20 protein-coding genes and 2 riboswitches are annotated in these 24,286 nt (G+C 68.5%); of the genes, 9 read left to right on the forward strand and 11 right to left on the reverse strand.

The window, feature by feature from the left end; genetic code table 11:
* The 11 genes from DIE12_RS33340 to DIE12_RS33390 all read right to left on the reverse strand — a co-directional run.
* A partial coding sequence (locus DIE12_RS33340; protein ID WP_124529840.1) for an ATP-binding cassette domain-containing protein occupies positions 1-179 on the reverse strand: 179 nt, incomplete at its 3' end.
* A gap of 40 nt (positions 180-219) precedes the next feature.
* Positions 220-876 (reverse strand): amino acid ABC transporter permease, encoded by a 657-nt coding sequence (locus tag DIE12_RS33345; protein WP_124522730.1) that lies wholly within the window; start codon positions 874-876, stop codon positions 220-222.
* The gene (locus DIE12_RS33350; protein WP_124522732.1) at positions 873-1,637 is read right to left on the reverse strand and encodes an amino acid ABC transporter permease; all 765 of its coding nucleotides are present in this window, start codon (positions 1,635-1,637) and stop codon (positions 873-875) included. Before DIE12_RS33350 ends, DIE12_RS33345 begins: the two co-directional genes overlap by 4 nt.
* A 43-nt stretch (positions 1,638-1,680) precedes the next feature.
* Positions 1,681-2,499, reverse strand: coding sequence for a transporter substrate-binding domain-containing protein (locus DIE12_RS33355; RefSeq protein WP_124522734.1), 819 nt, complete (start codon positions 2,497-2,499; stop codon positions 1,681-1,683).
* A 40-nt stretch (positions 2,500-2,539) separates the two neighbouring features.
* A complete protein-coding gene (locus tag DIE12_RS33360; protein ID WP_124522736.1) occupies positions 2,540-3,613 on the reverse strand; it encodes an ABC transporter ATP-binding protein in 1,074 nt (357 codons plus the stop codon).
* 40 nt (positions 3,614-3,653) lie between these two features.
* Positions 3,654-4,496: an ABC transporter permease gene (locus DIE12_RS33365; RefSeq protein WP_124489563.1), complete on the reverse strand. Its 843-nt coding sequence runs from the start codon at positions 4,494-4,496 to the stop codon at positions 3,654-3,656.
* On the reverse strand, positions 4,493-5,419 hold the full coding sequence (locus DIE12_RS33370; RefSeq protein ID WP_124551508.1) for an ABC transporter permease: 927 nt from the start codon (positions 5,417-5,419) through the stop codon (positions 4,493-4,495). Before DIE12_RS33370 ends, DIE12_RS33365 begins: the two co-directional genes overlap by 4 nt.
* Before the next feature lie 4 nt (positions 5,420-5,423).
* Positions 5,424-6,521, reverse strand: a complete 1,098-nt coding sequence (locus tag DIE12_RS33375) for a PotD/PotF family extracellular solute-binding protein (RefSeq protein ID WP_124522739.1) — start codon at positions 6,519-6,521, stop codon at positions 5,424-5,426.
* A gap of 148 nt (positions 6,522-6,669) precedes the next feature.
* Positions 6,670-8,142, reverse strand: a complete 1,473-nt coding sequence (locus DIE12_RS33380; protein ID WP_124522741.1) for an aldehyde dehydrogenase family protein — start codon at positions 8,140-8,142, stop codon at positions 6,670-6,672.
* Positions 8,139-9,833 (reverse strand): 5-guanidino-2-oxopentanoate decarboxylase, encoded by a 1,695-nt coding sequence (locus tag DIE12_RS33385; RefSeq protein WP_221623424.1) that lies wholly within the window; start codon positions 9,831-9,833, stop codon positions 8,139-8,141. The genes DIE12_RS33380 and DIE12_RS33385 overlap by 4 nt, the downstream gene beginning before the upstream one ends.
* Before the next feature lie 331 nt (positions 9,834-10,164).
* The gene (locus tag DIE12_RS33390) at positions 10,165-11,187 is read right to left on the reverse strand and encodes an ABC transporter substrate-binding protein (protein WP_124522743.1); all 1,023 of its coding nucleotides are present in this window, start codon (positions 11,185-11,187) and stop codon (positions 10,165-10,167) included.
* A 138-nt stretch (positions 11,188-11,325) separates the two neighbouring features.
* A riboswitch (guanidine-I (ykkC/yxkD leader) is annotated at positions 11,326-11,447 on the reverse strand.
* A 457-nt stretch (positions 11,448-11,904) separates the two neighbouring features.
* Positions 11,905-12,038, forward strand: a riboswitch (guanidine-I (ykkC/yxkD leader).
* 57 nt (positions 12,039-12,095) lie between these two features.
* On the opposite strand from DIE12_RS33390, the gene DIE12_RS33400 reads away from it, so the two are divergent.
* The 9 genes from DIE12_RS33400 to DIE12_RS33440 all read left to right on the forward strand — a co-directional run bounded on the left by DIE12_RS33400 (position 12,096) and on the right by DIE12_RS33440 (position 24,285).
* Positions 12,096-12,851, forward strand: a complete 756-nt coding sequence (locus DIE12_RS33400) for an urea amidolyase associated protein UAAP1 (RefSeq protein WP_124489568.1) — start codon at positions 12,096-12,098, stop codon at positions 12,849-12,851.
* An 11-nt stretch (positions 12,852-12,862) separates the two neighbouring features.
* On the forward strand, positions 12,863-13,519 hold the full coding sequence (locus DIE12_RS33405; protein WP_044848699.1) for an urea amidolyase associated protein UAAP2: 657 nt from the start codon (positions 12,863-12,865) through the stop codon (positions 13,517-13,519).
* A 37-nt stretch (positions 13,520-13,556) separates the two neighbouring features.
* A complete protein-coding gene (gene uca, locus DIE12_RS33410) occupies positions 13,557-17,147 on the forward strand; it encodes an urea carboxylase (RefSeq protein WP_124522745.1) in 3,591 nt (1,196 codons plus the stop codon).
* Complete coding sequence (gene atzF / locus DIE12_RS33415) at positions 17,144-19,141, forward strand: allophanate hydrolase (RefSeq protein ID WP_124522747.1); 1,998 nt, start codon at positions 17,144-17,146, stop codon at positions 19,139-19,141. The genes uca and atzF overlap by 4 nt, the downstream gene beginning before the upstream one ends.
* A 65-nt stretch (positions 19,142-19,206) precedes the next feature.
* Positions 19,207-20,181, forward strand: coding sequence for an ABC transporter permease (locus tag DIE12_RS33420; protein WP_044848741.1), 975 nt, complete (start codon positions 19,207-19,209; stop codon positions 20,179-20,181).
* 45 nt (positions 20,182-20,226) lie between these two features.
* Positions 20,227-21,138 carry an ABC transporter ATP-binding protein gene (locus DIE12_RS33425; protein WP_044848696.1) on the forward strand — a complete coding sequence of 304 codons (912 nt, stop codon included), beginning with the start codon at positions 20,227-20,229 and terminating at the stop codon, positions 21,136-21,138.
* A 690-nt stretch (positions 21,139-21,828) separates the two neighbouring features.
* Positions 21,829-22,332: an inclusion body family protein gene (locus DIE12_RS33430; protein ID WP_124489572.1), complete on the forward strand. Its 504-nt coding sequence runs from the start codon at positions 21,829-21,831 to the stop codon at positions 22,330-22,332.
* Between the two features lie 64 nt (positions 22,333-22,396).
* Positions 22,397-22,915 (forward strand): AidA/PixA family protein, encoded by a 519-nt coding sequence (locus DIE12_RS33435; protein WP_124489573.1) that lies wholly within the window; start codon positions 22,397-22,399, stop codon positions 22,913-22,915.
* A 509-nt stretch (positions 22,916-23,424) separates the two neighbouring features.
* A complete protein-coding gene (locus DIE12_RS33440) occupies positions 23,425-24,285 on the forward strand; it encodes a transporter substrate-binding domain-containing protein (RefSeq protein WP_044845555.1) in 861 nt (286 codons plus the stop codon).
* The last annotated feature ends 1 nt before the right edge of the window (position 24,286 follow it).

Raw genomic sequence — 24,286 nt, forward strand, 5'->3', positions numbered from 1 at the left:
ACGAGGATCTCGCCCTGCTGGAACGGCTCGAGGCCGTTCACGGTCTTGATCAGCGTCGACTTGCCCGAGCCGGACGGGCCGCAGACGACGACCACCTCGCCTTTCTTGACCTCGGTCGTGCACTCGGCGAGAACCTGAAACTGGCCGTACCACTTGGAAACGTTGCTGATGGAAATCATGAAAGTCCCTGCATCGTAATGAGGCGCGCGCGGCGCCGGTTCAGCGCGCCTTCGCGACGCGATAGCGGCGCTCGAGCGTGCGCGCATACCACGTCAGCGGGAAGCACATCGCGAAGTACAGCAGCGCGACCATCGCGTAGATCGGAAACGGCTTGAATACCGCGTTGGTGATGATGTTGCCGGTCTTGGTCAGTTCGGTCAGCCCGATGATCGACGTGAGCGCGGTGCTCTTCACCGCCTGCACGAGGAAGCCGACGGTCGGCGCGAGCGCGATCTTCCACGCCTGCGGCCACACCACGTAGCGCAGCCGCTGGGTCCACGTCATGCCGAGGCTGGCCGCCGCGTGCCACTGGCCGTGCGAGACCGCGTCGACGCAGCCGCGCCAGATGTCGGCCAGACAGGCGCTGGCGTTCAGCGTCAGCACGACCGACGCCGCGACCCACGGCGTCACGTCGATGCCGACCAGCGGCAATCCGAAGAAGCCGAGGAACAGTTGCATCAGCAACGGCGTGCCCTGGAACAGTTCGATGTACAGGATCACGAAGCGGCGCAGCGCCGGCACGGGCGAGATGCGCATCGCCAGCAGCGCGAACCCGGCGAGGCCGCCGCCGGCGAACGTGATCAGCGACAGCAGCACGGTCCAGCGCGCGGCGAGCAGCAGGTTCCATGCAATGTCCTGGAAGGTGAATTCGATCATCGCGCACGTTCCGTCGGCAGGTGCGTTTCAGGGGAGCGGGCGCGCCACGTGAAGCGGGCAACCCGCGTGCGCCGCGGTGCGGCAGCCGCGCCGTGGCGCGTGCGACCGGCGAACAGCCGCCGGCCGACGCGATTGAGCAGCATGCGCAGCGCGATCGACAGCAGCAGGTAGATCGCGGTCACGACGATGTAGATCTCGAACGCGCGGAAGTTGCGCGACTGGATGAAGTTGGCCGCGTAGGTCAGGTCGGGCACCGAGATCTGCGACACGACCGCCGAGCCGAGCATCACGATCAGGACCTGCCCGAGCAGCGCGGGGTACACGTTCGCGAGCGCCTGCGGCAGCACGACGTGGCCGAACACCTGCCGGCCGTGCAGCCCGAGCGCCCGCGCGGCCTGCACTTGCCCGTGCGGCACCGATTCGATCCCGGCGCGCAGGATCTCGACCGCATAGGCACCCAGGTTGACTGTCATCGCGAGCACGGCCGCCTGCGCTTCGTCGAGGTGTACGCCGAGTGCGGGCAGCCCGAAGAAGATGAAGAACAACTGGACCAGGAACGGCGTATTGCGGATCAGCTCGACGTAGGACGCGACGAGCGCGCGCGCCCAGCGCGGGCCGGCGAGCGCGATCCACGCGCCGCCGGTGCCGAGCAGGCCGCCGAGCACGGTCGCGGCCGCGGTCAGGGCGAGCGTCACGCCGACGCCGCGCGCGAGCATGCCGGCGTAGAGACCGAAATCGCTGAAGTCGAACACGTAGCTCATCGCGATGCCTTGGGTCGAGCGTGCGGGGCGAAGGCGCTGCGCATCACAGATCGGCCGGCAGGGCAGCGTGCAGCCACTTCTGCGACAGGGTGTTCAGCGTGCCGTTCTTCTTTGCGCCGGCGATCGCGTCGTTGACCTTCTGCATCAGGCGCGGCTCGTTCTTGTTCAGGCCGACGTGGTCGGGCGAGCTGAACAGCGAGAACTTCTGTTCCGGATCGATCGACGGATGACGCGCGATGATCGTGGCGCCCACGTCGTTGCCCACCACCAGCAGTTGCGCCTGTCCCGACAGGAACGCCGCGATCGCGCCGTTCGGGTCGTCGAAGCGCTTGATCGTCGCGCTCGGCGGCGCGACCTTGCTGATGCTCAGGTCCTCGAGCGTGCCGCGCGCGACCGCGACCGATTTGCCGGCGAGATCCGCGTTGCCCTTCACGGCGAGCGACTTCGGGCCGAATACCGCGAGGTAGTACGGCGCATACGCGTTCGAGAAGTCGATCACCTTCGCGCGCTCCGGCGTCTGTCCGACCGACAGCAGCATGTCGGTCTTGCGGTCGGCGAGATACGCCATCCGGTTGTCGCCGGTGACCTGCACGAGTTCGACCTTCGCGTTGAGCGCCTTGCCGATCAGGTTCGCCATGTCGATGTCGTAGCCCTGCGGCTTCATGTCGGGGCCGATCGAACCGAACGGCGGGTAGTCCTCGAACACGCCGATGCGCACGACGCCCGATTTGGCGATCGTGTCGAGCGCGTCGGCGTGCGCGAGCGGCGCGACGGCGGCCACGCCGGCGGCGCAGGCGCAGAGGAGGGCGGTGCGGGCGAGCAGGCGTCGCACGAGGCGGTTGGCTTGGGTCGATGCGTTCATGGCGGGATCCTTGTTGCTGCGTTGGGGAACGAAAGGAAAATCAGACGCCGCGTGCGGCGATCAGCTTGCATGCGTGTGCCGGCAGTTCGGCGGCAACCGGCATGCCGACGTGCAGGTCGGGTGTCTCGCGCGGCGTGGTCGCGGCCGTCAGCGTGAAGCCGCGGCAATCGATGGTCGCCTCGATCGACGCGCCGACGTCGCGCACGAACGTGATCGTGCCGGCGAGCGTGTTCGGCGCGCCCGACGCCGTCGCGCCCGGCCGCACGCATACGTCCTCGGGACGAATCAGCAGGCGCACGGCGTCGGGCGCGCGTGGCGTGTCGGGCGCGCGCCCGATCGAGAGGCGCTGTCCGCCCGGCAGGACGATCGCGTCGTCGCCGTCGCGCGCGACCGGCAGGATGTTGCCGAGGCCGATGAAGTCGGCGACGAATTCGTTGACCGGGTCGCGATAGATGTCGAGCGGCCGGCCGACCTGCTGGATGCGGCCTTTCTCCATCACGACGATCTCGTCGGCCATCGTCATCGCTTCGCGCTGGTCGTGCGTGACCATGATGGTCGTGATGCCGAGCCGTTGCTGCAGCAGCCGGATCTCGACCTGCATCGCCTCGCGCAGCTTCGCGTCGAGCGCCGACAGCGGCTCGTCGAGCAGCAGCAGGCGCGGCGACGACGCGATCGCGCGCGCGATCGCGACGCGCTGGCGCTGCCCGCCCGACAACTGCGTGACGAGCCGGTCGGCCATGTGCGGCAGCTGGATCAGCTCCAGCAGCTCGGCGACGCGCCGCGCCTGCGCGGCCCGGTCCGTCTTGCGCAGCCGCAGCGGGTACGCGATGTTCTGCGCGACCGTCATGTGCGGAAACAGCGCGAGCGACTGGAACACCATGCCGAAGTCGCGCCGGTTGGCGGGCACGTGCGTGAGGTCGCGGCCGGCGAACGTCACCGTGCCGGAGGTCGGCGTGTCGAGGCCGGCGATGATCCGCATCAGCGTGGTCTTGCCGCAGCCGGACGGGCCGAGAAAGCAGACGAGCTTGCCGTCCGGCACCGACAGGTCGACGTGATCGACCGCATACGCCTGGTGGAAGCGCTTGGTCACGTTCTGGAGGATGAGCTGGGTCATGACGGTTCCTTGCATGGTCGAGGGCGGGGCCGTGCGCGCATTAGAGCGCGACGCCCTTGTCGCCGACGAGTTTTTCGAGCATCCAGATCAGCGCGAAGTCGATCGCGACCGTGAACACGGCGAAGCAGAACACGGTCGGGTCGAGCGACGACACGGTGCGGCTGTAGAGCCAGACCGGCAGGGTCATCGTGTCGATGCTGTACAGGAAGAACGTCACCGTGAATTCGTTGAACGACACGATGAACGCGAACAGCATCCCGGCGAGAATCCCGGGCCGCATCAGCGGCAGCACGACGTCGACGAGCGCGCGCCGCGGGCTCGCGCCCATCACGCACGCGGCTTCCTCGAAGTCCGGGCCGATCGACGCAACCGAGGCGGCGCAGTTCTTCACGGTGAACGGCAGCGTCAGGATCACGTGCGCGACCACGAGCCGCACGATGCCGAGCTCGACCGGCAGCGCGTTGAACACGATCAGTAGCGCGAGGCCGAGCATCACGAGCGGATAGACGATCGGCAACGCGACGAGCTGCTCGACGAGCGCCTTGCCGCGGAAGCGGCAGCGCGACAGCGCGTAGGCCGCGGGCACCGACACGGCGGTCGCGATCAGCATCGTCGCGACCGCGACGACGAGGCTGGTCGTCAACGCGGCGCCCATCGACTGCGCGCTGCCCGCATCGGACGACACGAACGTCTGCCAGGCGGCGCGATACCAATGCAGGCTGAACTCGCGCGGCGGGAATTCGAGCGTGCCCGATGCGCCGAACGACATCGTGATCATCGTCAGGATCGGCAGTGCGGCGAGCAACAGCACGAGCGTCGCGAGCGTGCCCGTCGCGCGACCGAGGCGGCCGGGCAGGGGCGTACGCAAGAGCAGGGTATTCATCGGCTCACCTCGCCGGCACCTTGCAGGGTGCGCACGAGGCGCTGGGACACCGCCATCACGACGAGCGTCGCGGCCATCAGCACGACGCCCGATGCCGACGCGGCGGGCCAGTTGAGCAGCGGCGCGACCTGGTCGTGCACGAGCACCGCGAGCATCGGCACGCGTCGGCCGCCGAGCAGCAGCGGCACCGCGAATGCGCTGGCGTTGTATGCGAACACGAGCAGCGCGCCGGCGACGAGGCCGGGCATCGCGAGCGGCAGCGTCACGTGCCGCAGCGTCTGCCAGCGGCTCGCGCCGAGCGTCGCGGCGGCTTCGTCGTATGCGCGGGACACCGCACGCAGCGCGCTCGACAGTGGCAGCACGGCGAGCGGGAACGCGGTCTGGATCAGCCCGAGCAGCACGCCGTGCTCGCGGTACAGCAGTTGCAGCGGCCGGTCGACGACGCCCGAGGCCAGCAGCGCGCGATTGAGCAATCCCGCCGGGCCGAGCATCACGAGCCAGCCATAACCTTGCAGCAGCAGGTTCACGAGCAGCGGCAGCAAGACGCCGGCGAGCATCAGCCGGCGCGCGAGCCGCGATTCGGTGCGCGCCATCGCGAGTGCGACCGGGATCGCGAGCAGCACCGCGCACACCATGCTCTGGAACGCGAGGCGCAGCGTGAGCCACAGCGATTTCGTGAAGTACGGGTCCGCGAGATCGGCGTAGTTCTGCAGCGTGAAGGTCTGCCATTCGTCGCCGGATACGCCGACGCTCATGCGCAACACGGTGAGCGTCGCGGCGGCGAGCACCGCGAGGAACGCGAGGATCGGCGCGAGCAGCAGCCACGGCGGCACGCCGGCCAGCGCGGGCCCGGCGTCCGAGCCGGCGCCGGCCGGTGTGCCGGCGGCCGGCGCCGCGTCGCGGGGGGAGGACAGGGAGGCCATGTCGTTACGCCGCGAAGAGGGCCGTGTAGCGCTTGATCCACGCCGGCTGGACGACGGCGAGCGCCTTGTCGTCGTGCAGCACGGCCTTCTCCGCGATCTGCTGCGGCGACGGCACGAACGCGCGGCTTTCCGCGGGAATCACGGCCTTCCCGTTCACGGGCCCGTTCAGCACGTCGGCCGCCATCCGGCCCTGCACGCCCGCGTCGAGCGAATGGTTGATGAACGCGTGGATCAGGTCGAGGTCGCCCGGATGCGCCTTCGGGATCACCGTGAACATCAGTTGCGTCGCGAAGCCTTCCTTCATTCCGTACGTCACGCCCATCTTGTAGTCGGGCTTGCGGATCTGGTCCGGGAAGAACGCCGGCGAATAGATGCCGCCGATGTCGAGCGAGCCGGTGCGGAACAGGTCGGCGACCTGGTTCGGGTTCTCGCCGAGGGTCATCACGCGATCCTTGAGCTGCGCGAGCTTCCTGAACCCCGGATCGATGTTCTGCTGCGAGCCGCCGGCCAGCTTCGCGGCGATGATCGCGAGGTCGACCGCTTCGGCCCACTCCGGCGGCGGCAGGAACAGCCGCCCGGCATATTTCGGATCCCACAGTGCCTCGTAGCTCGACGGCGCGCTCTTCACGGTCGCCGTGTTGTAGATCAGCCCGTCCGACCACAGCAGGTAGCCGATGCCGAAGCCGTTCGCGCCCGTGCGGTATTGCGGCGCGACGTCCTTCAGGTTCGGCAGCCGGTTCAGGTCGGGCTTCGCGAGCAGGCCGGCGTCGGCGAGGCCGGCCGCGCCGACGCCCGCGAGCGTGATGACGTCGTAGGTCGGCCGCTCGCCCGCGGCCTTGACCTTCGCGACCATCCCCGACGTGCCGTCTGCGCGATCGGCGATCACGCGCGCGCCGGTCTGCTTGCTGAAGGTTTCCGCGATGTTGCGCAGCGCGGCCGCGCCGGTATCGTCGGACCAGGTGAGCAGGCGCAGCGTCTTGCCCGCGAAGCTTCCCGACTGAGCCTTCGCAGTCCTGATGAACGGCATCGGAATGGCGGATGCGGCGAGTGCCGTGCCGAGGGTTTTGATCACCTGCCTTCTGCCCGCCTTGAAGTGTTGCATGGCCGTCTCCTGATGAACGATGCCGGGTGGTTCGATGCCGGTCGCCGGATGGCGGCGCGGGTGTGGATGAACTGTAGGGAGGTCAAATTTCCGCAACAAACGAAATATCCGCATGCGCGCCATGACATAAACGCATGGGTCGCCGGCCTCAGCGGGCCGCCGTCATGACCTGCTTGATCTCCTGGAAGGCGGCCAGTCCGAACGGGCCGAGCTCGCGCCCGACGCTGCTGCGCTTGTAGCCGCCCCATGAGGTTTGCGGATAGATCAGTTGCGGCGTGTTGATCCACACGACGCCCGCCTCGAGCGCATTGGCGACCCGCCTGCCGCGCGCCGCGTCGCGCGTGACGACAGTTGCGACGAGCCCGTATTCGGTATCGTTGGCGGCCGCGATCGCGTCGTCCTCGGCGTCGAACGCGCGCACGCACAGCACCGGCCCGAAAATTTCGTCGCGCCATAGCGCGCAGCCGGCCGGCACGTCGGCGAACAGCGCGGGGCGGATGAAGTAGCCGGGGCCGGCGAGCGCGTCGCCGCCCGTCACGAGCCGCGCGCCGTCGGCGCGGCCCTGTGCGATGTGGCGCTTCACGCGTTCGTATTGCGCGCGGTTCGTCAACGGGCCCATCTGCACGCCGGGTGCGAACGGCGGGCCGACGACGGTCGTCTCGATCCGTTGCGCGAGGCGCGCGATCAGGTCGTCGGCGAGCGGGGCGGCCACGAGCACGCGCGAGGTCGCCGAGCACATCTGCCCGGCGTTGAACAGGCCGCCGCCCGCGATCAGTTCGACCGCGTGATCGAGGTCGGCGTCGTCGAACACGACGATCGACGATTTGCCGCCGAGTTCGAGACCGACGCCCTTGATCGTGTCCGCGGCCGTCTTCATGACCTGCGCGCCGACTGCCGTGCTGCCGGTAAACGACACCTTCGCGACGAGCGGATGCGCGCACAGCCGGGCACCGACCTCGTGGCCGGTGCCCGTCACGACGTTCAGCACGCCGGGCGGCAGGCCCGCTTCGGCGACGATCGCGGCGAGTTCGAGCTCGGGCAGCGGTGTGATCTCGGACGGCTTCAGCACGACGGTGCAGCCGGCGGCGAGCGCGGGCGCGAGCTTCCATGCGGTCGTGACCATCGGGAAATTCCACGGCACGATCAGCGCGGCGACGCCGGCCGGTTCGCGCCGGATCCACGCGCGATGGTCGCCGCCGGGCAGCGCGATCTCGGTTTCGCCGTCGGTGTCGAGGGTATCAGCGAGGCCCGCGTAGTAGTCGAAGGTGGCGATCACGTCGGCGACGTCGATCTCGGCTTCGGCGAACGGCTTGCCGTTGTTGAGCGACTGCAGTGTCGCGAGCCGCGTGCGCCGTGCGTCGACGCCGCGCGCGATGGCACGCAGCAGCGCCGCGCGTGTGGCGCCGGTCGTGCGTTTCCAGTCGCGAAACGCGCGCGAGGCGGCTTGCACGGCATGCTCGACGTCTGCCTCGCCGCCCGCGCTGACGTCGGCGATGACCATTTCCGTCGACGGGTCGACGACGGGCAGCGTCGCGCCGCCGACGCTCGTGCGCCACGTGCCGTCGATGAAGTGGCGCGTGTGCAGCGGCGGATCGAACGCGAGATCCGGTGTCGTGCTCATCGCCGCACCTGTTCGAACCAGGTTGCCTCGTCGATTTCGATCACGGTCGGCATCGGACGTGCCGTCGCATCGCGCAGCGCGTCGGCCAGCGCGTCGGGCGTCGCGGCCGCCTGCGCCGCGCAGCCGAAGCCGCGTGCGAGCGTCTGGAAATCGGGCGTATACGGATCGACGCCGACCGGCGTGATGTCGCGCTCGACCATGTATTTGCGGATCTCGCCGTAACCGCGGTTGTTCCAGACGATCACGATCACCGGCACGCGAGCCTCGACCGCGCTCGCGAGCTCCGGCAGCGTGAACTGCAGGCCGCCGTCGCCGATCAGGCACACCACGGGCCGCGCAGGCGCGGCGAGCTTTGCGCCGATCGAGGCGGGCAGCCCGTAGCCGAGCGTGCCGTAGCCGGTCGACGAGTTGAACCAGCTGCGCGGTGCCGGCGCATCGTGCGTGAAATTGCCGACGTAGACGGGGCTCGTCGAATCGCCGGCGATGATCGCGCCGGGCAGCGCGGTGACGATGGTGTCGATCAGCCGTGCCTGGGCACGCGCGGCGCCGTCGTGGCCGGCCGCGATCGCGGCACGCACGGCGGCCACCCGCGACGCGCCCCAGCCGGGCTCGGGTGCCGGCGCCGGCCGTTCGTGCAGGCGGGTCGACAGCGCGCCGAGCGCCAGCCGCGCATCGCCGGCGATGGCGATTTCGGCGCGCGCGTTGCGCATCAGCTGTTGCGCGTCGATGTCGATGCGGATCAGCCGGCCGTCGATCGCGAAGCCGCCGTCGAACGTGACGTCGTAATCGGTTTCGCCGAGTTCGGTGCCGACCGCGAGCACCACGTCGGCCTCGCGGATCGCCGCGCGCGTGGCCGGTAGCGACTGGGTGGAGCCGATCAGCAACGGGTGGCCGGCCGGCAGCAGGCCCTTCGCGTTGATCGTCAGCGCGACGGGCGCGTGCAGGCGTTCGGCGAGTTCGCGCAGTTCCGTCGCGGCGTGGATCGCGCCGCCGCCGGCCAGGATCAGCGGCCGCCGGGCCTGCGCGAGCAGGTCGGCGGCTGCCGCGAGCGCGTTCGCGTCCGGCGCGGGGCGCGCGGGCAGCGCGAGCGGCGCGGCGGGCAGCGCGGGCGCCGGCATCACGATCACGTCGAGCGGGATCTCGATATGCACGGGCCGCGGACGCGCGCTTTCGAACACCGCGAAGGCGCGCGCGAGGACCTGCGGCAGGTCGGCCGCGTCGAGCAGCGTGTGCGAGAACGCGGTGAGCCCCGCGAACACGTCGCGCTGCGACGGCAGCTCGTGCAGGCGGCCGTCGCCGCTGCCGAGCTCGCGCCGCGCGTTGACGCTCGAGATCACCAGCATCGGAATCGAGTCCGCGTAGGCCTGTGCCATCGCGGTCGCGATATTGGTCATCCCCGGCCCGGTGATGATGAAGCAGACGCCCGGCCGGCCGGTGACGCGGGCATAGCCGTCGGCCATGAATCCGGCCCCCTGTTCGTGGCGCGGCGTCACATGACGGATCGACGATGCGGCGAGGCCGCGATAGAGCTCGACGGTATGCACGCCGGGAATGCCGAACACGCATTCGACACCCTGGCGTTCGAGAAGATCGACGAGCGCTTCGCCGCAGGTGCGGGGGCGCGCATGGAACGGTGCCGCCGTGGCCGCGCAGGCCTCGGCAATGCAGGAGACAGGGGCGGGATGGTTCATGGATCGTGACGTGCCGATTGGGAGGGGGAGTGGCCCGTACCGCAAGCAACGGGCATGAAGCGGATTGTCGGGGTCGATCGGCGCTGCCAACAATCGATTAGTTTTCATGCAGCGCATGAGCGCCGTGCATGGCGGCGTCGATGCTTGCCGACGGCCCGACGCTTGCCGCGGCGAGTGGTCGGCATGCGCGCGAACCGTTCGGCCCGCGCACGATTCCCGCGTACTGCTGCTTCGATTTCCATCGGGCACGCGCGTGCCCGGATGTTCGTGGTTGGCGGGCCGGACCCGTCACCGGCATGCCCGGCCCGGCCTGCAGGCGAACCCGCGACGGTCAGTGCGGCTCGGTGAAGCGCGGATCGATATACGCGTCGACGTCCTGCGACTGTTTGTACACGGCGTTACGCACGTTGAACGCATTCGCGTTGCGCGTCGAGCCATAGATCGAGTCGAGCCCGTCGCCCTTGCGGAACGCACGCTTCGCGGCAGCCTGGTCGAGCAGGTGCGTGCCCTTCAGCAGCGGAAGGTATTGTTCCGGCGCGAGCCCGACACGCGCGGACATGATCCTGACCGCGTCGGCCTGCGTCTTCGGGTCGTTGATGTACGCGACGCAGCGGTACCAGACCTTGACCACCTTCGCCCAGTCGGCCCGGCGCGCGGCGAGGCTCGCGGGCGCAACCGTGATCGCATCGTAGATCAGCCCCGGCGCATCGGCCGACGTGAAGATCGCCCGTGCGCCCGGTGCGCGCTTCAGCGCCTCGCCCGCGTTCGGCTGCCAGGCGGCCACCGCGGCGATGTCGGACGACGAGCCGAGCACCTGCGGCAGTTCGTTGGTTTTCGCATTCACGAGCGTGACGTCGCCGTCCTTGAGCCCGTGCTTCTGCAGCGCGGTTTCGAGCAGCAGGTGATCGACCAGGCCGAGCTCGACGCCGACCTTCTTGCCCTTCAGGCCTTCGACGGTGCGCAGCGGCGGCTTCGCGACGATCATGTCGTTGCCGGCCGAATAGTCGGTCAGCAGGATCATCACGTTCTTCGCGCCGGCCGCGCCGGTGACGAGCGCATCGCCGTTGGTCGCCGCGACCGCGTCGAGCTTGCCCGCGGAAAACGCGTCGAGCGACGCCGAATAATCGAACCATTCGAAGTCGACGTCGACGCCGGCTTCCTTGAACCAGCCCTTGTCGAGCGCGACCTGGAACGCGACCCAGCCAGGCCAGTCGCTGTAGCCGATCTTCAGCGGCGCGGCCGCGTGCACGGCGGGCGCCGTCAACAGCGCGGCGGCCGTGACGGCGGCCCCCAGTGCATGACGGACGAAACGGAGGGACGGCAGGCGGCGGAGCGCCAGGGCGGGACGGGTCATCGTTGTTCTCCAGGAGACCGGGATCGGGATCGTCGATTCGGACCGCGCCTGTGCGCGGTCCGGCCGCGTGGCCGGTTCCTGCGGATGCGGAACGAACGAAGCGGCCACGGAGAGGCGCGACGGCCGTTGCCATCGCCAATCTCCCGGGCTTTTGTCCCGCCGTGTAGCGCGAGTGCGTCCGGTCTCGCGATCGGACGCACCCGCGCCGGGCTGCTCTCGGACCAGACGTTCGATGAACCGGAACCCTAGCACCCCTAAGATGCGACGCTGCCGCACCTCTCGGCGTCATGCCGAGCGAGAAGCGTGCCAATGGCACGCGGTCACGCGATTCAACGGCGCCGCGCGGCGCGCTGAAGTTCGATGAAGCGGGCGGAGAACAGCGCGCTCAATGCGCGCCGGAGCAGGTCGAGCTTGTTCATGACGCGTGAGATATCGAGTGACGATGCATCCGTTCAGCAATGCCCATGCCATTGCCGAACGCGCGGCGCAGGTGCGCACGATCCGCACTGCGCCGGTGCGCGATCGCATGCGCATGGTGCGCCGCACGCCCGCTGCGAGGGCAAGCCGTCGTCGCCGCCGACTCGTGCATGCCGCGGGTCGTCGCGCCGTCGTGCCGCGTCGTGCGGTCGTTGCGCGGTCGTCGTGTGGTCGTTGCACGGCGGCTGGCACGCAACTCGCTAGATTGACGCTCGAGAGGTGCGAAGCAATTTGCATCATCTTCAGGATCGCTAGGGTTCCGGTCGTGCGGCGTTCGCGTCGCGCGATGACTGGTCCGAGAGCAATCCGGTCTTGCGTTCGCCTCGATTCGAGGAAACGGCGAGGCTCCACGGAGGGATAAAAGCCCGGGAGGTCGCGATGTCGTTCGGTCGCCCTCTCACGCCTTTTGTCCAACCCTCCACGGAGCCGCCATGTCGCCGAGCCCCCAAGCCCTCCTTGCCCCGCCGCCGCACGTCGTGTGGGAAACGCTGATTCCCGCGGGAACCCACTGGTCCGGTATCCTGCGCCGCGGCCTCGCGCTGCGCCTCGTCGACGTCGACGGCGGCGCGAACCTGTCCGCCGTGTTTCATCGCCAGGAAGACCCGCTCGAACGCTACAACATGGCCGATACGCTGAAGGCGCAGCACACCGCGCATCTCACGCGCGGCCATGCGCTGTACACGGACATGGGGCGCGTGATCGCGTCGATCACGGCCGACACGCTCGGCTGGCACGACCCGCTCGGCGGCGTCGGCGATGCGCGGTTGTTCGCGCACAAGTACGGCACGAGCTCGTACCAGGCCGATCGCAACGCGATGATCCGCAACGGCCGCGACAGCCTCGTGCTCGAGCTCGCGAAATACGGACTATCGGCGCGCGATCTCGCCGCGAACGTCAACTTCTTCAGCCGGCTCGACACGCGCGACGACGGCACGCTCGATTTCGTCGCCGGACATTCGCCGGCCGGCAGCGCGCTCGACCTGCGCTTCGAGATGAACACGCTCGCGGCGTTCTCGACCGCGCCGCATCCGCTCGATCCGCGTACCGACTATGCGCCGAAGCCCGTGAAGCTGATCGCGTACCGCGCGTATCCGGCGGACGGCGCCGCGCCCGAGGACGACCCGTGCCGGCGCGCGTGCGCCGAAAACATGCGCGGCTTCACCAACACCGACCGCCTGTTCGCGTAAGGAGCCGGACCATGCCGATCATCGAAAGCCGTCTCGACCCGCGCGACGCGATCCACGACACCACGCTGAACGCGGGCGAACCGTGGCTGCACGACCTGAAACGCGGCCAGGTCTTCCGCATCCTCGACCTGGAAGGCAACCAGGCGGTCGACACGTTGTTCTACCGCACCGACGACACCGAGGAGCGCTACAGCGCGCAGGACACGATTCGCGCGCAGCGCAACCTGTACCTGAGCGCGGGCAGCGTGCTGCTGTCCAGCCGGGGCAACCCGATGGTGACGATCGTCGCCGACACGTGCGGGCGCCACGACACGCTCGGTGGCGCGTGCGCGGCCGAGAGCAACACCGTGCGCTATGCGCTCGACAAGCGCTACATGCACAACTGCCGCGACAGCTTCCTCAACGCGATCGCGCACTGCACGTGCGGCGCGGGTGCGCGGCTCGGCAAGCGCGACCTCGTCGGCAACGTCAACTTCTTCATGAACGTGCCCGTCACGCCGCTCGGCGGGCTCACGTTCGAGGATGGCATTTCCGCGCCCGGCAAGTACGTCGAGATGCGCGCGGAGATGGACGTCACGGTGCTGATCTCGAACTGCCCGCAGCTCAACAACCCGTGCAACGGCTACAACCCGACGCCCGTGCGCCTCACGATCTGGGAGGCCGAATGAACCACGCCCACGCTCGCCATCGTTCGCGGGAGGCCGCATGAGATTCGCCAAAGTCCTCGTCGCGAACCGCGGCGAAATCGCATGCCGCGTGATCCGCACGCTGAAGCGGCTCGGCATCGCGTCGGTCGCGATCTATTCGGACGCCGATCGCGACGCGCGTCACGTGGCGCTCGCCGACGAAGCCGTGCGGGTCGGGCCGGCGCCGGCCGCCGACAGCTACCTGAACGTCGCGGCGATCCTCGCCGCCGCGCGCGAGACCGGCGCGCAGGCCGTGCATCCCGGCTACGGCTTCCTGTCCGAGCATGCGGGCTTCGCCGATGCATGCGAAGCGGCGGGCCTGCGCTTCATCGGCCCGCGCGGCGATCACATGCGCGCGTTCGGCCTCAAGCACACCGCGCGCGCGCTCGCCGCCGCACAGGGCGTCGCGCTGTTGCCGGGCACGGGCCTGCTCGACGACGTGGCGACGGCGCTCGCCGAAGCCGGCACGATCGGCTATCCGGTGATGCTGAAAAGCACCGCGGGCGGCGGCGGGATCGGCATGTCGCTCTGCCGCGATGCCGCGCAGCTCGAGGCAGCGTTCGAATCCGTCGTGCGGCTCGGCAACGCGAACTTCGCGCATGCGGGCGTCTATCTCGAGAAGTTCGTCGAACACGCGCGGCACATCGAAGTGCAGATCTTCGGCGACGGCCGGGGCGGCGCGATCGCGCTCGGCGAACGCGATTGCTCGGTGCAGCGCCGCAACCAGAAGGTGATCGAGGAAACGCCCGCGCCGGACCTGACCGATGCCGAGCGCGACGCGCTGCACGCGAGCGCGGTGCGGCTCGCCCGCGCGGTCGGCTACGCATCGGCCGGCACCGTCGAATTCGTGTTCGACGCGAACGCGCGCCAGTTCTATTTCCTCGAGGTGAATACGCGCCTGCAGGTCGAGCATTGCGTGACCGAAGCGGTGACGGGCGTCGATCTCGTGGAGTGGATGATCCTGCAGGCCGAAGGCGACCTGCCGCCGCTCGACACGCTCGCCGTCGCGCCGCGCGGCGCGAGCATCCAGGTGCGGCTGTATGCGGAGGATCCGCACAAGCAGTTCCTGCCGAGCGCCGGCCTGCTCACGCACGTCGCGTTTCCGGACGACGTGCGCGTCGACGGCTGGATCGAGGCGGGCACCGAGATCAGCGCGCATTACGATCCGCTGCTCGCGAAGCTGATCGTGCGCGGCGATACGCGGCGCGACGCGCTGGCCGCATTGCAGGCCGCGCTCGCGCGTACCGAGCTGTACGGGATCGAGACCAACCTCGACTACCTGCGCGCGATCGCCGGCTCGGACACGTTCGCGCGCGGCGCGCCGACGACGGCATTCCTGTCGCGCTTCGCGTTCGCGCCGCACACGATCGACGTGCTCGACGGCGGCGTGCAGACCACCGTGCAGCAGGCCCCGGGGCGCGTCGGCTACTGGAGCGTCGGCGTGCCGCCGTCCGGGCCGATGGACGATCGCGCGTTCGACCTCGCGAACGCGCTGCTCGGCAACGCGCGCGACGCGGCCGGGCTGGAATTCACGATGGTCGGCGCGACGCTGCGCTTCAACACGGCGACGCTGTTCGTGCTCGGCGGCGCGCCGCTCGCGGCCACGCTCGACGGCGAGCCCGCGCCGTTCTGGCAGGTGCTGCGCGCGCGGCCCGGTGCGGTGCTCAAGCTCGGCGGCGTGACCGGCGCCGGCGTGCGCGCCTGCCTGGCCGTGAAGGGCGGGCTGCAGGTGCCCGACTATCTCGGCAGCAAGGCGACCTTCACGCTCGGCCAGTTCGGCGGCCACGCGGGGCGCGCGCTGCGCAAGGGCGACGTGCTGCATCTGCACGCGGACGCGGGGCGCGGCGGCGCGGGCGCGACGCTGGCCGCGGCCGAGGTTCCCGCGCTGACGCACGCATGGACGCTCGGCGTGCTCGACGGTCCGCACGGCGCGCCGGACTTCTTCACGCCCGACGACATCGCGATGCTCTACGGCACGCAGTGGACGGTCCATTACAACTCCAGCCGCACCGGCGTGCGGCTGATCGGCCCGAAGCCGCAATGGGCGCGGGTGGACGGCGGCGAGGCGGGCCTGCATCCGTCGAACATCCACGACAACGCGTATGCGATCGGTGCGGTCGATTTCACCGGCGACATGCCGGTGATCCTCGGCCCCGACGGCCCGAGCCTGGGCGGCTTCGTGTGCCCGGTGACGGTCGTGCGCGACGAGTTGTGGAAGCTCGGGCAGTTGCGCCCGGGCGACACCGTTCAGTTCGTGCGCGCCCGCGTGTCGCCCGCGCCTGCCGCCGCCGCGGTCGTGCCTGCGGCTTGCGCCGGCGCGCCGGACGATTGCGTGCTGCATCGCGATCCGGCGGCCGGCGGCGGCATCGGCGTGGTGTACCGGCGCTCCGGCGATCGCAACGTGCTGGTCGAATACGGGCCGCTCGTGCTCGACCTGAACCTGCGCTTTCGCGTGCATGCGCTGATGTGCTGGCTCGACGCGCACCGGCTGCCCGGCATGCTCGACCTGACGCCGGGGATTCGTTCGCTGCAGGTGCAGTTCGACGCGCGGACGCTGCCGCTCGCCACGCTGCTCGCGCATCTGCAGGCCGCGGAGCGCGAACTGCCCGACGTGGCCGACATGCGCGTGCCGAACCGCATCGTGCATCTGCCGCTGTCGTGGGACGACCCGTCGACGCGCATCGCGATCGAGCGCTACATGCAGTCGGTGCGGCCCGATGCGCCGTGGTGCCCGAGCAATATCGAGTTCATCCGGCGCATCAACGGGCTGGCGAGCATCGACGACGTCAAGCGCATCGTGTTCGACGCGCGCTATCTGGTGATGGGGCTCGGCGACGTCTATCTCGGCGCGCCGGTCGCGACGCCGATCGATCCGCGGCACCGGCTGGTGACCACGAAGTACAACCCCGCGCGCACCTGGACGCCGGAGAACGCGGTCGGCATCGGCGGCGCGTATCTGTGCGTGTACGGGATGGAAGGGCCCGGCGGCTACCAGTTCGTCGGCCGGACCGTGCAGATGTGGAACCGCCACCGCACCACGCGCGAATTCGAAACCGGCAAGCCCTGGCTGCTGCGCTTCTTCGACGAGATCCGCTTCTACGAAGTCAGCGAAGCCGAGCTGACCGCACTGCGCGCGGATTTCATCGCGGGCCGTGCGGCGCTGAGGATCGAGGAATCCGTGTTCGATCTTGGCGCATACAACCGCTTCCTGCGCGACGAGGCGGATTCGATCGCGACGTTCAAGGCCGCGCAGCAAACCGCGTTCGAAGCCGAGCGCGAGCGATGGCGGGCGGCCGGGCAGGCGGAATACGTCGGCGAAGCGGAGCCGGGCGACGGGCAGGCGGCGCGCGCGGCGGGCGTGCTCGACGACACGCAGCGGGCGATTGCCGCGGACGTGTCGGGCAGCGTGTGGAAGGTGCTGGTCGAAGCCGGCGAGCGCGTGACCGAAGGACAGGTCGTCGCGATCGTCGAGTCGATGAAGATGGAGGTGGCGGTGACGGCAACGGAAGACGGCACGATCGAGACGATCGATTGCGCGCCGGGCGCGGCGGTGGTGCCCGGCCAGCGGTTGATGGTGATGCGCGCGGGTGCTGCCGAGGAGGTCGCATGAACACGACGGAACGCTCCCTCCTGCCCGGGCTGCGCTCGATTGCCGCGCTGCGCGCGCGCTATGAAGCGGGCGACCTGACGCCGCATGCGCTCGTCGACGCGATCGCCGCGCATTTGGACGCGGGCGACCCGCATCACGCGTGGATCCGGCCGCTGTCGCGCGCGGAGATGACGCGGTATGCCGACGCGCTCGCCGGGCGCGACATCGCGACGCTGCCGCTGTACGGCGTGCCGTTCGCGATCAAGGACAACATCGACCTCGCGGGCATCCCGACGACGGCGGCCTGTCCGGCTTATGCGTACATGCCCGCACGCAGCGCGCCCGTCGTCGAGCGGCTGATCGCGGCCGGCGCGATCCCCGTCGGCAAGACCAATCTCGACCAGTTCGCGACCGGGCTCTCGGGGCAGCGCTCGCCTTACGGCGCATGCCGCAATGCGCTCGATCCGCGCTATGCGTCGGGCGGGTCGAGTTCCGGGTCGGCGGTGGCGGTCGCGCTCGGCGTCGCGACCTTCTCGCTCGGCACCGACACGGCCGGCTCCGGACGCGTGCCGGCCGCGTTCCACGGCCTCGTCGGGCTCAAGCCGACCCGCGGCGTGGTGAGCACGCTCGGTGTCGTGCCGGCCTGCCGCTCGCTCGATTGCGTGTCGGTGTTCGCGCACTCGCCGGCGGATGCGCGGGCCGTGTTCGACGTCGCGCATGGCGTGACCGAAGGCGATCCGTACGGGCGCGCGTGGCAGCCGCTGCCGGGCGCCAACGGACTGCGCGCGCATCCGGGGCGGCCGCTCGCGCAACTGCGCTTCGGCGTGCCGCGTGCCGATCAGCTCGAGTTCTTCGGCGACGAATCGTATCGCGCGGCGTGGGGTACTGCGCTCGAACGCCTGCGCGCGACCGGCGCGCGGGTCGTCGAGATCGACTTCGGCCCGTTCCTGGCCGCCGCGCGGCTGCTGTACGAAGGCCCGTGGGTGGCCGAGCGGCTCGCCGCGATCGGCGCATTCGCCGCGCGGGAACCCGATGCGCTGCATCCGGTGATCCGCGAGATCGTCGGCGGTGCGTCGCGTTTCAGCGCGGCCGATGCGTTCGCGGCATTCGACCGGCTCGCGACGCTGCGCGTCGAGGCCGATCGCGCATGGGGCGGGCTCGATGCGATCGTGATGCCGACCTCGGCGACGACCGCGACCGTCGACGCGCTCGAAGCCGACCCGATCGGCGTCAACTCGCGCTTCGGCTACTACACGAATTTCGTCAACCTGCTCGACCTGTCGGCGATAGCGGTGCCGGCCGGCACGTGCGAAAGCGGACGGCATGCGGGCTTGCCGTTCGGGATCACGTTCGTCGGCCGCGCGCACGACGATGCGCGGCTGCTGGATCTCGCGCAGGCGTGGGTCGGTGGCGCCGTCGCGGGCGGCGATGCGGGCGGCGATGCGGGCGTCGGCGATGCGGTTGTCGGCGATGCCGGGGCGTCAGCGCCGGCGGCGCCTGCGTCCGGCGCATCGTCCGGTGTGTCGTCCGATGTGTCGTTTGGCGCATCGTCTGGCGTGTCGTCCGATGTGTCGTCGGGCGTGTCGTCCAACGCGTCGTCAGGTGTCGTGCGCGTGGCCGTCGTCGGCGCGCATCTGCGTGGCGAGCCGCTGAACGGGCAGCTCACGGATCGGGGCGCGCGTTTCGTCGCCGCGACGACGACGGCCGCCGCCTATCGCCTCTACGCGCTGTCCGCGGCGGCCAGCGGCGGCGTCGCCAAGCCGGGCCTCGTGCGCGTGCCGGACGGTGGCGCGTCGATCGCGGTCGAGATCTGGGAGATGCCGGTCGATGCCTACGGCAGCTTCGTCGCCGGGATTGCGGCGCCGCTCGGCATCGGCACGCTGGCGCTCGCGGACGGCTCGCGGGTGCAGGGTTTCCTGTGCGAAAGCGCGGCGCTCGACGATGCGCAGGACATCACGCGCTTCGGCGGCTGGCGGGCTTACCGCGCCCAGGCCGCCGGCGGCGCATTGCAATGAACGCCCGGTCGCGCGTGGCCCTTGGGCGGCGCGCGACCGGCACCCGCAACGATACGGAGATTCCCATGTCAATGACCCGCAACACGACCGGCTGGCTGGCCGTGCGCCGCGAACTGACGACGCGCGGCAAATGGACGCTCGGCCTCGCGTCGTTCCTGCTGCCGTGCGCCGTCTGGTGCCTGATCAGCTATGTGCCGTTCGTCTGGCATCCGCAGATGCGCATCACGAATCCCGGGAGCGTCGACTATTTCCAGGCCGGCATGCAGATCGACCGCGACGTGTTCGACGACGAGCTCGCGCATGCGCGTGCGACGCACGCGGCCGTGCCCGAAGGCGTGCGCGCGAACCCGGTCTACCTGCCCGCGCCGCACCAGGTGCTGCGCGCGTTCTACACGGCGTTCACGACGCCGCCCGCATCGCGCGACGGCGTGTGGCTGCACGAGAGCCTGTGGCACAGCATCCGGATCATCTTCTGGGGCTTCGTGATCTCGTCCGCGATCGGCGTGCCGCTCGGCATCGTCTGCGGCACCTTCAGTGCGCTCGCGCGGCTGCAGGAGCCGTTCCTGGAGTTCTTCCGCTACCTGCCGGCGCCGGCGTTCGGCGCGCTGATGGTCGCGATTCTCGGCATCTACGACGCGCCGAAGATCGCGATCATCGTGATCGGCACGCTGTTCCAGCAGGTGCTGATCATCGCGAACACGACGCGCAAGCTCGAATACGGGTTGTTCGAGGCCGCGATGACGCTCGGCACGAAGAAGCTGAAGCTGCTCACGCACGTCGTGATTCCGGGCGTGCTGCCGGACCTGTATCGCGATCAGCGGATCCTGCTCGGCTGGGCGTGGACCTACCTGATCGTCGCCGAACTCGTCGGCACGAGTTCGGGCATCACGTGGTACATCAGCCAGCAGGCCCGCTACCAGCATTTCGACAACGTATACGCGGCGATCCTGATGATCGGGATCATCGGCCTCGGCACCGACATCGTGCTCGGGCTGCTCGGCCGCAAGCTGTTTCCGTGGGATCGCACGCTGAAGGCGTGACACCCGTCGACGCGCATCCATCGACCGATTTTCGCAGAGGGCATCATGCAGAATCCGCAGACCGTTCCCGATTACCTGATTCAATCCGACGCGGTGCGCGAGCGCTTCGCGCGGCTGAAAACCCGCGACGTGATTCTCGACGTGCGCCATGTCGGCAAGCGTTTCGCGACGCCGCAGGGCGAGTGCGTCGCGCTCGACGACATCAGCTTCCGCACGCACCGGCGCGAGTTCGTGTGCGTGATCGGCCCGTCCGGCTGCGGCAAGTCGACGTTGATCCGCATCCTGGCCGGGCTCGACGCGCAGACGAGCGGCGAGGTGCTGCTGGACGGCAAGCCCGTGCAGGGGCCGGGCGCCGACCGCGGGATGGTGTTCCAGGGCTATACGCTGTTTCCGTGGCTCACCGTGAAGAAGAACGTGATGTTCGGCCTGCGCATGAACGGCAGCAGCAGCGGCGAGGCCGAGCGCGAGGCGCTGCAGTGGCTCGATCTCGTCGGGCTGACGCGTTTCGCCGACGTGTATCCGCACCAGTTGTCGGGCGGAATGAAGCAGCGCGTGGCGATTGCCCGCGCGCTCGCGAACCGCCCGCGGATCCTGCTGATGGACGAGCCGTTCGGCGCGCTCGACGCGCAGACGCGTGCGCGGATGCAGACCCACCTGCTCGACATCTGGCGCAATATCGACGTGACGATCCTGTTCATCACGCACGACCTCGACGAGGCGATCTTCCTGGCGGACCGGATTCTGGTGCTGAAGGCGAACCCGGGCGGCGTGCAGGAACTGATCGAGGTGCCGGTACCGCGACCGCGCGATTATGCGCAGGTCAATACGCCCGAGTTCATTGCAACGAAGGCGCGGCTCGAAGCGCTGATCCATCCGAAGGAAGCGGTGGCCGCGGACGACGAAGGCGTCAAGCCGCACATGATCCGGATGACGGACGTCGCGGACAATGTCGAGTAGCGGGGGAGCCGGGCGCGCGTGCGCGCCCGGGATCTCGTACCGGGCGTGATCCGTGCGACTGCATGACGGGATCCCGGCCACGCACGAGTGCGAACATTTGTCGTCAGTCGTTTTGCTGCGGATTTTTTCTTGATCTATCGCGGTGGAATGCGAGATGAAATAATGCCGTTACACGTGTGGTTCGGTAATGGCGAAGTTGGGCGCGATTCGCGCAAGTCTTTTTGTTTCTGTTTTTGCGTGAAATGCGAGATTCAATTCAAATATATGCGCATCAAGGTCGCGCGTTCGTCCCGGAAAATGGCGGCGTTAATAAAAATATTATTGAAACGCTGAAATACTCCTTATTGGGTCTGCGCCCCGCCTGACGCGTGCTTGCCGCATTTGAACCGCGCTCCCGCGTATCCGGCGAAGGCTTCGCCCCGGGTGCGCCGATTTTGCAGTATTGAAAATCGTGTGAAATATCGATTCAATCCGGAATATTGTTTTCGAAAATTGATGTCCTTATAAAAAATAATCGAGAACTGTCAGCATTTACAGGTTCATTGGATTAACCGCTCGATGTAAATTCGAGTCGCGGGACAAATTGATGTTTTCAAGGTTTCGTGCGAATCGATCACCCGATCGGTGATCGAAGGTCGCATGGAACGGTGTCCACGCACCGGCAACCCATCTACCTGAACGGGAGCTTCTATGTCACGCGTTACCGATGTGCTCGTCTCGATCGATACCGAAACCATTCTCCAGAAATATCCGAATCCCAGCCGGGATCCGAAAAACCCGACGCTGATCGACTGGAAGCACGTCTACATGGTCACGAACCAGGACAACGTCGTGTCCGGGCAGGCGGGCGGCGAACTCGACCTGAAAGCCCAGGTGGGCGACCTGATCCGATGGCGTGAAACGAGCCTGTCGCTGGGCTTCGAGAAGCAGGTCGTGTTCTACGGCTTCATCGCCAACCAGGGCCGCGACCTGATTTCGACGCCGACGCCGCGCAAGGCCACCGCATCGATCCCGATTCCGAACCCGAGCTCGCCGTCGACGCCGACCTGCCAGAAGGTGGACAACTACTACTGGTCGTCGGAAACGCTGTCGGAAGGCCGCGTCACCTACCACTTCTACTTCCAGATCATCGACCGCAATTGCCAGTCGCTGGGTTGCTATCAGTGGGACCCGTTCATCTCGATCCACAACTGATCTCGGCAGGCGGGCGACCATGCGACGGTCGCCCGCGTCATTGTCCCGTTCCGGAGGAAGCGCCATGCCTGGTCTTCGTTGCGACGTGCTTGCGATCGTCGATGCCGTCACGCTGCTGTCGGCCTGTCCCGATGCGAGCCGGAACGCGGATGCGCCGACCGTGATCGACGGCCGGCACATCTACGTGGTGAGCCCCGGCGACACCGGGCCGCTCGGCCGCAACGACAGCCGGCTCTTTGCCGGCCTGTCGCCGGGCGACCAGCTCCGCCTGCGCGAAACGGCGCTGGCGCTGCGTGCCGAAGTGAGCGTCCTGTTCATCCGGTTCGCCTTGCGGGACGCCGGCATCGTCGCGCCGATCGAAGCGCAGGTGCGCGACGCCGCGACGCCGGTGCCGTCCGACGACGACCTGCTCCATCCGCAGTGCCGGCCGATGCCGGACCATTACTGGCGCAGCGACGTGCTGGCTGCGGGCGCCACCACGTGCACGGCCGATTTCGCCGTGCTCGACCGTGGCGGTGCGGTGTCCGGCTACTTCCGCTGGGAGACGTCGATCGAGATCGCCGGCGGCCGCGCGGATTCGTAGCAGCCCGATTGCAAGCCGTCGCCGGACCGCGACGGCAACGTCGACCTTGTGTCCGATACCGGCTTCGGGCGATCTTCTGCGCGAATGCCGATTTCAGGCAGGATGCCGAACCGTTTGACTCACGGGCCGCTCGTGTTTCATCGGCAGCCGGCCCGCCCGAATCAGTTTCGTTCCCGTTCGAGCCAGCGTCGTTGCGAGGCGTGACCACCCGAGCGCGCCGCGTCCGTCGCGGCCCGGGTTCCCCGCATTGCCGCCCGCTGATCCAATCCGGAATTTGTCTAGTCATCCTTGCGAATGGATCGTACGAGATGCACCAAACGCGTGCCTGAATTCCCCACGACGAGGCACGTCAGAGCCCCGAAATTAGGGGATTTCCCGCGTTTCACCGGTTTTTTTTGATCGCTGCTTGTCGCGCTGTTTTTCTTCTTGCATGCTTGTATAGACAAATTCCTGAGGCGGCTTGCTGCAGCACCGAAGGGATGACGAACCTCAACGCAAGGAGAAATCTCGTGAACGGCAAGCGGATCAAGTGGGCAATCAGGACGATCGGTGTCATCGCGGCTGCGGCGGCAACGCTCGCGGCGCCGGCGCAGGCGAAGGAATGGAAGACGGTGACGGTCGCGCTCGAAGGCGGCTACGCACCGTGGAACCTCACGCTGCCGGGCGGCAAGCTGGGCGGTTTCGAACCGGAGCTGCTCGCCAACGTGTGCGAGCGGATCAAGGTGCAGTGCAACATGGTCGCGCAGGACTGGGACGGGATGATTCCCGGCCTGCAGGCCGGCAAGTTCGATATCCTGATGGATGCGATCTCCATCACGCCGGAGCGCGAAAAGATCCTGCTGTTCTCGCGTCCGTATGCGGCGACGCCCGCGACGTTCGCCGTCACCGATACCAAGATCCTGCCGAAGGCCGCGCCCGGCGCGCCGATGGTCAAGCTGACGGGTGACGCGAACGCGGACAAGCCCACCGTCGACGCGCTGCGCAAGCAGCTGAAGGGCAAGACGATCGGCATCCAGTCGGGCACCGTCTATACGAAATTCATCAACGACAGCTTCAAGGACATCGCGTCGATTCGCGTGTACAAGACCTCGCCCGAACGTGACCTCGACCTCGTCGCCGGGCGCATCGATGCGTCGTTCGACGACGTCACGTACTACGCGGCGAACAACACGAAGAAGGACACCGCGTCGATCGTGCTCGCGGGGCCGAAGCTCGGCGGGCCGATCTGGGGGCCGGGCGAAGGGCTCGCGTTCCGCAAGCAGGATGCCGACCTGAAGACGAAGTTCGATACGGCGATCGGCGCGGCACTCGCGGACGGCACGGTGAAGAAGCTGGCCGACAAGTGGTTCAAGACCGACGTCACGCCGTAAG

The sequence above is a fragment of the Burkholderia sp. Bp9015 genome, from assembly GCF_003853505.1.
In the GTDB taxonomy this organism is placed as follows: domain Bacteria; phylum Pseudomonadota; class Gammaproteobacteria; order Burkholderiales; family Burkholderiaceae; genus Burkholderia.

Excerpts from the sequence above, each read along its gene's own strand:
- DIE12_RS33435 (WP_124489573.1), top strand. The coding sequence starts at position 22,397 with ATGCCTGGTCTTCGTTGCGACGTGCTTGCGATCGTCGATGCCGTCACG.
- DIE12_RS33360 (WP_124522736.1), bottom strand. The coding sequence starts at position 3,613 with ATGACCCAGCTCATCCTCCAGAACGTGACCAAGCGCTTCCACCAGGCG.
- DIE12_RS33390 (WP_124522743.1), bottom strand. The coding sequence starts at position 11,187 with ATGACCCGTCCCGCCCTGGCGCTCCGCCGCCTGCCGTCCCTCCGTTTC.
- DIE12_RS33350 (WP_124522732.1), bottom strand. The coding sequence starts at position 1,637 with ATGAGCTACGTGTTCGACTTCAGCGATTTCGGTCTCTACGCCGGCATG.
- DIE12_RS33355 (WP_124522734.1), bottom strand. The coding sequence starts at position 2,499 with ATGAACGCATCGACCCAAGCCAACCGCCTCGTGCGACGCCTGCTCGCC.
- DIE12_RS33365 (WP_124489563.1), bottom strand. The coding sequence starts at position 4,496 with ATGAATACCCTGCTCTTGCGTACGCCCCTGCCCGGCCGCCTCGGTCGC.
- uca (WP_124522745.1), top strand. The coding sequence starts at position 13,557 with ATGAGATTCGCCAAAGTCCTCGTCGCGAACCGCGGCGAAATCGCATGC.
- DIE12_RS33345 (WP_124522730.1), bottom strand. The coding sequence starts at position 876 with ATGATCGAATTCACCTTCCAGGACATTGCATGGAACCTGCTGCTCGCC.
- atzF (WP_124522747.1), top strand. The coding sequence starts at position 17,144 with ATGAACACGACGGAACGCTCCCTCCTGCCCGGGCTGCGCTCGATTGCC.
- DIE12_RS33420 (WP_044848741.1), top strand. The coding sequence starts at position 19,207 with ATGTCAATGACCCGCAACACGACCGGCTGGCTGGCCGTGCGCCGCGAA.
- DIE12_RS33400 (WP_124489568.1), top strand. The coding sequence starts at position 12,096 with ATGTCGCCGAGCCCCCAAGCCCTCCTTGCCCCGCCGCCGCACGTCGTG.
- DIE12_RS33380 (WP_124522741.1), bottom strand. The coding sequence starts at position 8,142 with ATGAGCACGACACCGGATCTCGCGTTCGATCCGCCGCTGCACACGCGC.
- DIE12_RS33385 (WP_221623424.1), bottom strand. The coding sequence starts at position 9,833 with ATGAACCATCCCGCCCCTGTCTCCTGCATTGCCGAGGCCTGCGCGGCC.
- DIE12_RS33425 (WP_044848696.1), top strand. The coding sequence starts at position 20,227 with ATGCAGAATCCGCAGACCGTTCCCGATTACCTGATTCAATCCGACGCG.
- DIE12_RS33375 (WP_124522739.1), bottom strand. The coding sequence starts at position 6,521 with ATGCAACACTTCAAGGCGGGCAGAAGGCAGGTGATCAAAACCCTCGGC.
- DIE12_RS33430 (WP_124489572.1), top strand. The coding sequence starts at position 21,829 with ATGTCACGCGTTACCGATGTGCTCGTCTCGATCGATACCGAAACCATT.
- DIE12_RS33370 (WP_124551508.1), bottom strand. The coding sequence starts at position 5,419 with ATGGCCTCCCTGTCCTCCCCCCGCGACGCGGCGCCGGCCGCCGGCACA.
- DIE12_RS33405 (WP_044848699.1), top strand. The coding sequence starts at position 12,863 with ATGCCGATCATCGAAAGCCGTCTCGACCCGCGCGACGCGATCCACGAC.